The following is a 13,187-nucleotide window of genomic DNA, read 5'->3' on the forward strand; positions in this document are numbered from 1 at the left end:
ACAAATTCCTTTGACACGGCACATCCCCTTTGATATACTTTATTTTTATAGCACCCAGATTGTAGCCTGCAACATCGGCGTAGGCGGATCTACGCGGAAGCACGTCATCTGCGCAACTTACCTGACCGAACCGCAAGGTAAAATTAAAAGCCGAACCGCAAGGTAAAATTAAAAAATGAAGATTACGGATGTAAAAACGATTTTGACGGCACCGAATGGTACTCGGCTTGTCGTTGTTAAGATTGAAACGAGTGAACCCGGTTTATACGGGATCGGGTGTGCGACGTTTACACAGCGTCCGCTCGCTGTAGCAACCGCCGTCGATGAATATCTCAAGCCCTTTCTCATCGGAAAAGATCCGACGAACATAGAGGACATCTTCCAGACCAGTTTCGTCAGCTCCTATTGGCGGAATGGTCCAGTGCTGAACAACGCTCTCAGCGGTGTAGACATCGCCTTATGGGACATCATGGGCAAGCGTGCCAACATGCCTGTCTACCAATTGCTTGGCGGTAAATGCCGAGAAGCGGCGACACTTTATGCACACGCAGGCGGTGGCACTTTTGAGGAGGTGGAGGAAAACATCCGCCGTTATATGGAGCAGGGCTATCGCTATGTCCGCGCACAGGTGGCAATACCGGGATATTCGACGTATGGGGCAGGTGCTGGGAGACGAAGTTCACCCGCTTTTGAACCGACACCTTATGTCAATACCGTCATCAAACTCTTCGAGCATTTACGGACACATCTCGGCGAGGAGGTAGAACTCCTTCACGATGTGCATGAACGCATCCCGCCCATCCAAGCGATTAATCTCGCGAAAGGACTGGAACCGTATAACCTCTTTTTCCTTGAAGACCCGTTTGCGCCTGAAGACGTTGATTATTTCCAACTCATGCGTCAACAGACGAGTATCCCGATTGCGATGGGGGAATTGTTCAACAACCCGAATGAATACGTTCACCTTATCAAGGATCGGCTTATCGACTTTATCCGGGTGCATATCTCACAAATCGGGGGTATCAGTCCTGCGCGTAAACTCGCCGCGTTCTGTGAATTCTTCGGTATCCGCACGGCATGGCACGGTCCTGGAGATGTTTCTCCTGTTGGGCATGCCGCCAACGTTGCGCTGGATCTCGCATGCTATAACTTCGGTATTCAGGAGCAGCATGTCTTTGGCGAAAACACCAAAGAGGTCTTCCCGGGGTGTCCTGAAATTCGGGATGGCTGTTTTTGGGTAAATGAGGCACCGGGTCTCGGTATTGATGTAGATGAAGAACTCGCAGCACGCTTCCCGTTTCCAGAGCATCCACTCAACGGGGGGTGGGCACCCGTGCGACGAATGGACGGCACGCTTATCCGACCTTAGTGTCGAATCCCAATCGTTTTACCTCGGTGTGGAGGGAGATCCCTGTCTTCTCGCGCACTTGTTCTTGGATGTAGGCGACTAACGCCAGCACATCAGCTGCTGTCGCGTTGTCGATATTGAGAATAAAATTGCCGTGGACCGTGGACACCTCCGCACCCCCGATACGATGACCTTTCAGACCGCTGATGTCGATCAAGCGTCCCGCAGAATCGCCGGGCGGATTTTTGAACATACATCCGGCATTCTCTTCGGCGAAGGGTTGCGTTTCGACTTTCTGCTTGTAAAACGCTTGCATCCGCGTCGTGATTGTATCGGCGTCTCCGGGTTCGAGTCTCAGCGTCGCACCTATGACGCAAAAATAAGCGTCCAAGCCGCTGCGTCGGTATTCAAATTCTGCTTCGGCGTGGGTTAACGGGACAAGTTCACCCGTATCATCCATGACCGTGACATCTGTGACGACATCTCCGAAACTACTTCCCCATGCGCCAGCGTTCATAATCAAGGCACCGCCGACGGAACCGGGGATACCGAGCGCAAATTCCACACCACTCAGACCACCTCGAGACATCACCTTTGAGAGTCTCGGCAGCGAAAGACCTGCGCCGACCGAAACGACGTTCCCATCGACCTGTAGTTTCGCCAACTCCCCGATTAACCTGATACCGATGCCGTTGAAGCCGGTATCGCTCACCAGCAGATTTGAGCCGCGACCGATAATCGCGACTGGAACCTCCCACTGCCCATGAAAACGTGCCCATGCTGCTAATTGGCTTACCGTGCTAACTTCGATGTAAGCGGTCACTTCGCCACCGATGCCGAAGTAGGTATGCTTTGCGAGCGGTTCCCCAAACCGGATCCGTGAACCTGAATCCTTTACGATGTCCAGCAGCGCATCTTTCCACTCCATATCGCCATTCCTCTCAACTCAGTAATTTTTGATAAACAACTCTCTTCCTTTTGCTGCACTTCCTTGCCGGTAATTATTCATCCCGTATTGAAGCGTCCATTCCTGAATCTCAGCAAAATCGAAAAGGTTCCTGATGACAGGCGAGTCGTCATAAGTGATCAACCATTTGTGTGGGCACTCCCTCATGTTCTCAGCGAATTGCACATGGTCGAAAGCCGTATGCAGTGCACCTCTCACCCCGTATAATTTCGATTCAGTTGCCTTCCAATAGGGCGGATCGAGAAAAATAAATACATCGGGGTCGCCATCTTGAAAAAGTGCCTCGGTATAATCTCCATTCGTAATTTTGACACCGGAGAGATAAGGACAAATGTTTTTCACACGTTCAATGGATGAATCCGTGAAACGCTTCTCATAGGCAGATTGCGAATATCCGCCGGAATCCACCGTGCCAGAAAAGGTAATTCGGTTGAGCACGAAGAAGCGCACGGCGCGTTGAAACTCGCAGAGTAATTCTCGGTTGTGGCTTAGTTTATCCTTTGCCTCTGTTAGTTCTTCAAACAGAGCGCGTCCATCTGTAGCGGTTGAGCGTTTTTCTATGAGTGCGTCAACTAAACTGATCCCATGATCTCTTGCCTGTTTCCAAAAGCAGTAGAGGTCATAGTTAAGATCGTTAATCCAATAGGATTTGATACGATCTTGGAAAAGGCTTCGGATCGCAAAGAAGACGGATCCCCCACCCACAAAAGGCTCTCGAAATTCCGATATATTCACCGGAATCCGCGGCAAAATCTGTTTGAGTGCTCTCGATTTCCCTCCTGGATATCGCAGTGGGCTTTTGGCTAATTTACGCATGGCGACCCGTTATCCATATTTGTAATCTGTTATTTTGACTTGCTTCTTGGTTAAGCAAAATGAGTCTTTTTTGATGTGTTTGCGTCAAACGATTTGCTGCAGAAAAATTAAACACATCCTCTGTAGCGCAGGGTAGAAGCAGGTTACCAATGAGGTCACCTGTTAGTTTCAATCGGGTGGTAAACTGGATATTTGTTCTTTCATCAATTGCCACTTCTTCCATATTCGCAAAAAGAATCAGTTTGAACAGTCCGTCCTTGATGTCATCTTCAGCCGGAAGTTTCCCTCTGCTACTGTTTTTAGATTCTTGTATGACTAACTGATTGTTCTCCCAGTAAACTTCATCAGCGGTTAAATAATATTGTCCCCCAAGATAGTTTGAAATGTCGAAAACGCCTTTGGTATTTTCTTCAAGAGATTCTAAGATGTGCGTTGTTACGGATTCTCTATAGGCAGCTTCGTAGGAGCGTGGGAGACTTGCCTCTTTAAAAGATGCTAAACTAAAATGACCATTCGCTTTAAATTTTTCAAGAGTCTGTAGGTGGTTTTTTGGACTGTGAACGGCGACGTTTCTCTCCCGGGATATTTTCTTGTATCCATCAACTGCATTCAGGTAAGTTGCCTCAAAATCTCTCTCAAAGTGTGTTGTGTTCCAATGTAACGCAGTCATTTGATACCGACTCACCTCAAACAATTTTTCACGGACACTCTCAACATTCAGCGTCTGATCGGTAATTCGGTCAGTTGTGTTTGGTTTTCTCTCCGCATCTTCATACCACGCTAAGATAATATAGATGTTCAAGAGATTCATCCATGAAAATGTGATGAAGTTAATTCGGTCATTATTCTGCGTGCCTGCCCCCTCATCTTTGATAATCGGAATAATTGTTACCTTTTTTGTGTTGAAATGGAACGTGTTATAAATCCGGGCAAAAGGGTAAGAGCGGGTCCGTTTCGGCGAAACCCATTTTGAAAAAGCCAGATTATTTCCTGATGTTCCCAAATCAATGAGTCCGGATGCCTGCGCTTGATTTACATCAAATTGGTTTATATCATACGCTTCAAATTTCTCTGGGTTAAGATGTGGTGTATATGTCGCATCTCTTATGAAGCCTTTCAAATAGAGCGTCGTCACTGAATATCTCCACTCCGAAAATTTATGGATTCCCTTCAAAATATGCCATTACTTTAGAGAGTATAACATAACTCACTTCAATTTTCAAATTGACGGGGAATTGATGACCAGAGCCATTTAGTTTTAAGAATGTTCATTGAATGAGTTTAACTGCGAGTTTAGGTTTTTCTGCGAAGCATCGCAGAGTTTGCGTGATCTTTGTATAGCCATTGAACCGGAAAACAGAAAGGACTGTATTGCGTAAAGCTGCCATGATTTGGGGTATTGCTGCGGTTCGGACCTGTGAGGCATCTTCTCGGAAAACGACGTCTCGTGTCCAATGGAGTTTGTTCTCTATGGTCCAATGTCCCCTTCGAAGTGTGAGGAGGTCTTTAGCGGTGGCTTTCTCTGACGTTAGACTCGTGATGCCATATTGTGTGTCGTGTGTGATTTCGCCTGTTGCGAGATGTTTTCGGTGCGTCTGGTATTCATAGACCTGTGCGAGTCCTGGCCAGTTGAGATGTTCGTTGAGAAGTGTGCTGGCTCGAAGGGTTCGGGTCGTGAGGATGCCGCGTTTTTTTTACTGAGTGGTATGTTCATCAAGATGTGCGTTGGCTTGGGTATGGAGTGTTTGAAACCTTCTCTCTTCAATGGCTTGTGGGTCGTTTTCGGAAAAAGGTTGAAACAGGTCTTTGATGTCATCAAAGACCTGTTTCTGATTCGCTTTCACCGGTAGCACATAGTCGCCGTGATGGTCGATGATGCTTTGGCAAAACCGACGTTGCGTCAAAAGCGCATCCGTCGTGATGACCTTTCCAGCGACATCAAACATTTTCAAGAGTTCCGTAGAGACCGGCACTTCATTAGTCTTTTCACTCACAGCGCATTCTGCGAGAGGAATCCCTAACTCATGCGAGACAGCTGCGAGTAGATGCGTCTGTTGGGTGTCTCGGGTGCCGCTGCCTCGTAAACTTTTCCCGTCTATCGCAACGGCTGTCAGGCGGCTCTTCAACTCAGGTGTCGCTTGAAACACCCGAGAGACCCATTGCGTTAGGATTGCTCTAAACGCACCGGATTCAGACGCTTCAGGAGGTTATGAAACGTCGCAGCACAAGGCGATATCGGGTGTGTGAACCCTAAGGCTTTTGTTAGGGACGGGTGCCTGCGTGCCCAAGCTGCGATCGCCGTGTAGCTGCCCTGACCACACATGAGTCCGACGACGATGAGGCCTAAGATGGATCGCAAGGGATGGCGTTTGCCTTTTTGCTTGCGTGGATCTGGCAGTGTTGCTAACATATCAAGTAAGTGGCAGGAAGATGTTCTTGTCATGATTCACCTAAAAAAATGTGCTATTTTTTACGGTGAAGTATAGCAGATGTTGCGTGAAAAATCACGCAACATCTGCTTATCCGAAAAGTATTAACGATTGTGAAAAAAATCTGCCAAAAAACCTAAAACTAAATGGCTCTGAATTGATGACTTCTTGAACTTGACACACTCACAGATTAATGCTATACTTGATTTAAGAATGGTTAGTTTATAGACAAGCAAGTTGGTATGGACCTTCAAAACCCATCGGGGCAGAATGTTTACAGTTGGAGCATTTATCACAATAACCTGAGAGGACAGCATTTTGGCACTTCAAATAGCAACTATTGGACATTTACGTTCGCTTTTTGCACAGGATCTTGATCCCATTTTCCTGCTTGGTGCTGGTGCTTCCCTTAGTTCCGGTATCCCGCTTGCTGGGGAAATGGTTGAAAGAATCGCAAGGTGGGGATATTGTAGGGAAAACAGTCGTTCTCCTGAGGATCCCCGCATTCGACGTAGTGACTGGTACCGGTGGTTAGAAAACCATAATTGGTATCGAAAAGATAGGCAGCGAGCAGATAACTATCCCGCCACTATAGAAAATATTCTTCAACCGCGCGAAGTGCGACGAGCATTTCTTCTTGAAATTTTAAATACACAAGTGCAAACGAGCGGAGGATATAAGAACATGGCAGAACTTATGGCACGGAAACTCGTTCGCACCGTACTCACAACGAATTTTGACAGAATTTTGCCGGACTTGCGGAAAATAAATCGTCGTCTTCACCATGTTGATGTCATTCAAACGGCATCCGACTATACAAAGTTATCAACCAGTCCGCGGTATCCGCAAATTGTTTATTTGCATGGTTCCGTTGAAAATTACAATGACAAAAACACTTTAACGGAAACAGCGCATCTAGATGAAGCCCTTGTTTCAAGGCTGATACCATTTTTGAGGGACCATCCTTTGGTTGTTATAGGATATCGAGGCGTGGAACCTTCTGTAATGAGACATCTTCTCATCAATAACGCTGCGGCAGCAGAAAATTACCGAAATGGAATTTATTGGTGTGCGCTTGATTATAAAGAAGAAAGTCCTGACACTTTGGCTCCGTTCGTACACGAACTTGCTGGTGAGACTCAAAGAGCGTTTCATGTTGTTCCCATTGATGGATTTGACAGCGTGATGGATAAATTGACAGATTATGTTATTGATCAACAAATTGATTCTACTCATGTTCGAGCAACAATGCAGTCAGAAGAATCTGTTGTCCGTTCCTACGATTTGCAACCTATCAAAGAATCAAGTTTGGACGATTTTGACTGGCCCACTATGAGGTTTCGACTTTCGCAATACTGCGAAAAAATGGGTATCCCCGTTCCACCAACTACGAACGATGATTGGATTACTCAATTGTTGTGCGATCAAGAACTTGCTTCACGTACAGAAGAAGGAAACATTTTCCCAACTGTAGGAGGTTACCTACTCTTTGCTGATATCCCACAGCATCATATCCAACCTGCTCAAGTCGTCGCGCGTTTAAAAGGGAGTCCAGAGTGGCTTGGAAGTGTTCTCGATGTTTCTGATGATGATGCCGAGTTGGATGAAGAAGTAATAGAGCAAGTAATTGAGGGCAACCTTTGGGGGCAGCTTGAAGAGATCTATATCTTGCTCTCTCGCGTCAATCGATCATTCCTTTTAAAAGAAGGAAGGCACTCGAGATCTGTCTATCCTTATCCGCCAGATGCCTTGAGGGAAATGGTTGTCAATGCTCTTGTCCACCGGGACTACGAGACGGACGAACCAATCGTGATGGAGATTGAGGAAACCCATATTCGTGTACGCAACCCAGGGGGATTGGTTGGAGATGTAATAGACCAAGTGATAGATACACCTCAAAAGGAGATAAAAGACGCGTTTGAAACAGAAATCAAAAAGGGAGCACGCGGCATTAGAGGCTATCGGAACCCTGTTGTGGCAGACTTGTTCTATGGTGCAGAAGAGATGGAGAAGGCCGGCTCAGGGCTAGCGGATGTATGGCAGGAAAGCGAGAAAAATGAAAATGCAGTGAGCTTTGGACCTATTGAAAACAATACGGCTTTCGAGATAACAATCTCCCGTCGCCCAGAGGTTGCTGATGAGGTTACCAAAACTGCCTCCAGTGCTCGTCATTTCACTCGCTATGCAAGCAATCTCCTTGAGGTTGTCAGTCTTCCTGATGTCATTTGGCATGCTGGGACCGATATGCACAAAGCAAAGGAAGTCTGGGAAAAAACGGGAGCGGATTGGTTACCGCCATTCATGCCTTATAGTGGACAACTTTTTACTTTCCATAATCTTTCAACATCCGCTAATCCGCTCTATGCTGTAATTGACCCAAACGATATTGGAAAGATGATGATTGAGGAGTTTACTAATAATTACGGCGAGCAACGCCTCATCTGGCTGATTAATGAATGTTTCTATAGACACCTTGAAGCACAAGGGCTCTGGGTGGATAAAGACCGTATGCGCGCATATTTTCCTCGAACTGACGAGGGACCTCGAAGAATCAGATACCAAGCACGTTCACGTCAGGCAACCCGAACGGTTGTAAAAAAAAGAAATCGTTACTGGGAGCATAAGTCTTTTTGGTTTCGATTTGAACGCTTTGGCGATGTATGGACGCTTGTGTTGCTTCCAAGTTATGTTTTTACTACTAACGGGAAAGCAGCACTTTTGTCAGGGGATTTAGTTAACAGGTTTTCTACAAAGCGACAGAGTCGGGACTATAATAAGGTCATCCATAACGATCTCGTGTTCTGGACGCAGGTGCTCTCGAAAGGCAAATATGGCACTTTCGCACTGAATACAGGTCCAGACAATGTCCAAACGGAAATAATTTCAGCAAACGAGAAGCACAAACTGGATAGAAGCCAAATCCGCATTAGAGCCAACTTGTCAGCGACCGTTGCACCTGATTTTGGAGATAATGCATGGGGCATTGAATCGCATAAGAAACTGGATGCAAGCCAATTAGCACAGTTGGAATCTGAATTCTCAGAAGCAATTCCACAATTGGCAGGGGAAACAGATGTTAATTCAGATGAAAGTCACCCAATTACCGACACCCAATATTGAACTCGGTTCACCGGGCACATTCAGTGATCCGAAAATAGGTCTCACTGAAGCGGGCCCCTTTGATCTTCGTTTTGGTCCCGCACGCAAAAGAGATATCCGCGTCGGTCTGGTTGGCAACGCCGAATTGCTAAAAAACGGAATAGAATGGCTTGAACGTTGCGGCACTCCGATTCCGTCAGACATTAAAGATTCTACACAGTATCTGGATTTTCCCGGATTTGAATCTGTTTTCCGTGCTTCGCTTGCCTTGAGCGGACAGTGGATGATAGAAATCGGTAGTGATAAATTGGGAGTCGCACTCTCGAAAAATAATCCATCCCGCTTTGAGGCAGTATTGGATCTTTATGCCGATGCAGTAGAGGAGTTAGCCGATAATGCCGATACCCACCCTGATATTGTTATATGTTGTCTGCCTAAGGAGGTGGTTCAAACTTGCTGGAGTATTTCAAGTTCTTTGACTCCAAGGCAACGGCGGCTTATTAAGGAACGTTATATAGCGCGTGAACAAGGACAACAACTTTTATTTGATGATATAGAAGAGACCGAGTCAGATCTATTGAATCGGGATTTCAGACGAGCATTGAAAGCTCGAACGATGGAATTTGAAATTCCAATTCAAATTGGGACAAGTAATTTGTTTGAAGATCAAGATACTAATCAAGATGCTGCCACACGATCTTGGAACATGAGTGTTGCTCTCTATTACAAAGCCGGTGGGATACCATGGCGTTTTAAGGCAGACGGACCAGAAACCTGCTTTGTGGGTATTAGTTTTCATCACCTGCGAACCCTTCAACAACATTTCGTCTATTCAAGTTTAGCACAAGCCTTCTCAACCCGTGGCGAAGGGTTTGCCCTGCGTGGCGAAGCTATTCCTTGGCATGAAAAACAGGGACGCAATGTGCATCTAACAAAGAATCAGGCGGCCAAACTTGCAGATCGAGTTCTTCAAGAATACAGTGAACAGACAGGTGGTAATCCACAGCGTATTGTGCTTCATAAGACATCAAGATTTAACGACTCAGAACAAAAAGGTTTTCACCATGGTTTTCGTGATATTCCAATAGTGGAATTAATTAATATTATGCCGGCACAATTTCGGCTCTTAACGTATGGAACATACCCACCAAGGAGAGGGACTCTATGTACAGTGAATGAGACAGCCACATATCTGTTTACCACAGGTTACATGCCTGAATGGCGGACATATCCTGGTCCACACATTCCTGCCCCTGTAAGACTTATGAGTGAGGATGATATTGACATGCATCAGGCCGCCTCAGATATCCTAGGGCTTGCCCGTATGAATTGGAATACAGCAAGCATGAGCAGTGCTCACCCCGTGACCCTCTTTTTTTCCCGGAGAGTCGGGGGTATTATGGCAGAAGTGGGTCCAAACTGTGAACCGAATTCCTCATTTCGTTACTATATGTAAATCCTCAAGGATTAATCTAAATCTTTTCTCACCTCTAATTCCCCTTACGCCATTGTGTGTAAAGTTTTTGTCGGGAAGAGGGGTCGTGGTGCGTATTCGGGCACTATGTGTTAGAAATCCGATCCTTCTAACTGCTGGCTGCCTTTGTAGGAGGGATCCCGATTGCCGACTCTCTGACTAATTAACCCGGTAGTGTGGGTGTTTCCCCAAGTTGAACGTATAGAAGAAAAAGTCAAAATCTTCAAACATCCTTTCTGTTTTTATGAGGCGTAATGTATCGGACATCGCAGTGAAACCCAAGACATCTGTGCTACAATCCAGTTAATCTTTCAACCTTCCAACCTTTCTGCATCCCAATTGAAAAATCGATCTTCAATTTCCTGCCATACTTTAGGTGAAACACGTCCAGCTGCTTCTTTGCACGCAATGATGAGGTCCACCGCTCGGGAATACTGAAAATAGTTCTCTAATTCTTTGTCTGAAACCGCAAGCATGTCGCTGGTTATACCCAAAACAGAGAGCCAAGCGTCGCGAATAGATTCTGCTGGTGGTTTAATAGATTCCCCTCTCCCTGCTCTCCTGATAAATTTCCGCTGTTCGTTGAATCGTGCGACCATTCGCTGTAAATCCACGCCTTTGAAGATTTTCATCTGTTCCATACGTTTGACAAGTGTTATGCGTTCCCGTAGCTCTTCATCAAATCGATCTCTGTTCGCAGCGGAGAAAAGTCGGTAAAAATAAAGGTCCACATACCGGTAGAGATCTTGGTAGAGATTTTGGTGAAGGTCTTGGTGGAGGTCTTGATAAAAGTATAAGTAAAGGCCTAGGTTTGGGCCTAGGTGGAGACTTTGGTAGGAGTCTGGGTTGAGGTATCGATAGAAATGAAGGGCGTATTTAACATTCTCCTTAACTTCTTTCTTAATTGTATTAGACCAATGTAGAGAAAAGTATTGATCGATCACAAATGCTCGTTTAGTAAGTCCACTGTATTGGTTGTCCGTGCTGTCTGTAATACGTTTTGCCCATCGGAACAGCGATTTGAGCCCATCAGTGTTTGTCGACTTAGAAGCTTCCACTTCCATTGCCACAAGCAAATCGTCTGCCTCTCGCATTAAACCAGCAGTCAGTAGGAATACCTCACGCCAATGTTCATCGTGTAGATGCCCCGTCACTAATCCTTGGATTGATTGGGGATGTCCTACGATATAATTCGCCGTTAAATACTCCTGAAACGTCAAGTGAGAGAAAGAATAGGAACCCCTGACGCGTTCAACGAAAAGCCCCTGATCTATAAGAATTGTATCCAAAATTTTGGGAGCATTGAATGTTTCCAGTGTATTCGCATTGCCCTCCCCGAATTCTCGAATCTGTGTAATGAGTTCGTTTTTACTAAAAAAAAGACGGTTCGCCTCAAAATTTTTCGCCGCAATTTCAGAGAGCATCCTCTTTTCATCCGCAATATCCAAATATTGATTTATTGACGCGCCTTGATGAACTAATTTTTCAGCTGCCCACTCTTCGAGAAAAACGCTGAGTGCCTTTTCATAAAGACTTGACCGGTTTCTTGGTAAAGTTTGCGATCTATCGTAGACCGTACACAGAAGCGTAAGCAGTAATGGATTTCGTGCCAACTCTTTGGTTGCTGAATGCTCGCTTGCATTCAGCATCATCCAGCAGTGCTTAGCTGTTTCCATATCATCGTGGAGCTGCCGACGATACTCATCAGGTGTTGAATCGAACCAATTTTTGATATACGTCTGAATCTGTGAATCATCAAAATCTGCCATCTCAACTTCAACAAAACGCCTAAATCCTCCTTTGTACGCCGCTATCCGGCAAGAGGCGATAAAGCGGTTTTGGCTATATTGATCGACGAAATCCCCAATTTTAAGAATGACATTGTTAACATTTGAAGTTGGGACCTCGTCAAGCCCGTCGAAGAGTATCAGCAGTCTACCCGATTTCAACGCAGCGTTTGTCATCAATTTTGGATCTGGATAACCACATACTTCAAACTCGTAAGCAATCAGTGTTTCAATATCTATTTGATCCTCGGTGAATCTCTTCAGTTCAAGGAAGACAGGAATACTTTTGTGTTCAAAATTCCCATTCTTTCCCTTGAGTGCTTCAAGTCCAACTTTTCGGAGAAACGTGGATTTTCCAACACCGGGACCACCAAGCAACATTAGATACTGTTCGTCATTGGCAGCTTGTGTTCCATTCTGGCGTTCATCCGAGGTTGAATCAAAATGTAGTCTACTTCTTTCTCGGAACGCTTGTTCAACCTCTTCGGACGATCTATACCGTAATGCTGTGTGCTGATTTAAGAACTGAACTGTCACATAGACCTCATCAAGCAGTATTGGTTTCCGCATCTCGGCACAGGAGACTTTGATTTCGCCGTGCCGATGTCTATAGTTTTTCTCATACTGGTGACAGGCGTTAGCGATTTTTGCCTCTAATGTGTCATACCCCTTTCCAGTTAACTCACAGACGTTTTTGAAGATTTCTGTTACAACTCCTGATTTGAGAAGTTCGGTTGCAATTTCAAGATCCATTGTTTACCTCCATGTTTTAATTCATGTTAGTCAACAGGTTACCGCACACGGCGTGTGCCTACTGCTTTAATGCAGGCAATCCATCAACAATATCCACCGTCTCTAAACTGACCGTGATAACCTGCCCAATGAGACGAAGTATATATTCCGGGTCTTCCTCGCAATTCGGATTGTTGACGATGCCGCTCCGTTTGTCCACCTTGACACGATACTGATCCACGACCCATTCCAGTGCAGACCGATTCCCTAACCGATAATCAAACACCTCCGGAGGGATGCCCTCTAACGTGAGAAAGTCGTTGTATTTCAACTGCGTTTTGTCTTTGGAGAATTTCATCCGCTCTACAGTCAAATCTACTTGCATTCCCGGTGTCTCTATAGGATTGAGTTTATCGTATTCGAGCTGCGATTCGTAGTTGATGTGGAGGTCTGCCAATCGCGCACCAGCGTTGGCAAATCCCCAGAAGTCTTCGGCAAAAGGGATGTGTGGTAAATCCCGCTTCAGGTTTTCCTG

General features: G+C 45.7%; 10 protein-coding genes. 3 read left to right on the forward strand and 7 right to left on the reverse strand.

Features of this window, described 5'->3' with window-relative positions; genetic code table 11:
• Nucleotides 1-175 precede the first annotated feature (175 nt).
• A complete protein-coding gene (locus F4X88_19950; GenBank protein MYA58555.1) occupies nt 176-1,369 on the forward strand; it encodes a starvation-sensing protein RspA in 1,194 nt (397 codons plus the stop codon).
• On the opposite strand, the gene murB is transcribed toward F4X88_19950, so the two are convergent.
• The 6 genes from murB to F4X88_19980 form a co-directional block, all read right to left on the reverse strand.
• Nucleotides 1,356-2,276, reverse strand: a complete 921-nt coding sequence (gene murB, locus F4X88_19955) for a UDP-N-acetylmuramate dehydrogenase (GenBank protein MYA58556.1) — start codon at nt 2,274-2,276, stop codon at nt 1,356-1,358. The genes F4X88_19950 and murB overlap by 14 nt on opposite strands.
• A gap of 18 nt (nt 2,277-2,294) precedes the next feature.
• Nucleotides 2,295-3,131, reverse strand: a complete 837-nt coding sequence (locus F4X88_19960; GenBank protein MYA58557.1) for a DNA adenine methylase — start codon at nt 3,129-3,131, stop codon at nt 2,295-2,297.
• The gene (locus F4X88_19965) at nt 3,124-4,266 is read right to left on the reverse strand and encodes a hypothetical protein (GenBank protein MYA58558.1); all 1,143 of its coding nucleotides are present in this window, start codon (nt 4,264-4,266) and stop codon (nt 3,124-3,126) included. Before F4X88_19965 ends, F4X88_19960 begins: the two co-directional genes overlap by 8 nt.
• A gap of 133 nt (nt 4,267-4,399) precedes the next feature.
• A complete protein-coding gene (locus F4X88_19970; GenBank protein ID MYA58559.1) occupies nt 4,400-4,813 on the reverse strand; it encodes an ISAs1 family transposase in 414 nt (137 codons plus the stop codon).
• A gap of 12 nt (nt 4,814-4,825) precedes the next feature.
• Nucleotides 4,826-5,302, reverse strand: a complete 477-nt coding sequence (locus tag F4X88_19975) for an ISAs1 family transposase (protein MYA58560.1) — start codon at nt 5,300-5,302, stop codon at nt 4,826-4,828.
• Complete coding sequence (locus F4X88_19980) at nt 5,296-5,574, reverse strand: transposase family protein (protein ID MYA58561.1); 279 nt, start codon at nt 5,572-5,574, stop codon at nt 5,296-5,298. Before F4X88_19980 ends, F4X88_19975 begins: the two co-directional genes overlap by 7 nt.
• A 304-nt stretch (nt 5,575-5,878) precedes the next feature.
• Between F4X88_19980 and F4X88_19985 the strand changes: the two genes are divergently transcribed.
• Both F4X88_19985 and F4X88_19990 read left to right on the forward strand, forming a co-directional pair.
• Nucleotides 5,879-8,680, forward strand: a complete 2,802-nt coding sequence (locus tag F4X88_19985; protein ID MYA58562.1) for a hypothetical protein — start codon at nt 5,879-5,881, stop codon at nt 8,678-8,680.
• The gene (locus F4X88_19990) at nt 8,634-10,115 is read left to right on the forward strand and encodes a hypothetical protein (protein ID MYA58563.1); all 1,482 of its coding nucleotides are present in this window, start codon (nt 8,634-8,636) and stop codon (nt 10,113-10,115) included. Before F4X88_19985 ends, F4X88_19990 begins: the two co-directional genes overlap by 47 nt.
• A gap of 329 nt (nt 10,116-10,444) precedes the next feature.
• On the opposite strand, the gene F4X88_19995 is transcribed toward F4X88_19990, so the two are convergent.
• Nucleotides 10,445-12,673, reverse strand: a complete 2,229-nt coding sequence (locus tag F4X88_19995; protein MYA58564.1) for an NACHT domain-containing protein — start codon at nt 12,671-12,673, stop codon at nt 10,445-10,447.
• Nucleotides 12,674-13,187: the final 514 nt, after the last annotated feature.

It is taken from the genome of Candidatus Poribacteria bacterium (assembly GCA_009839745.1).
Classification (GTDB): Bacteria; Poribacteria; WGA-4E; order WGA-4E; family WGA-3G; genus WGA-3G.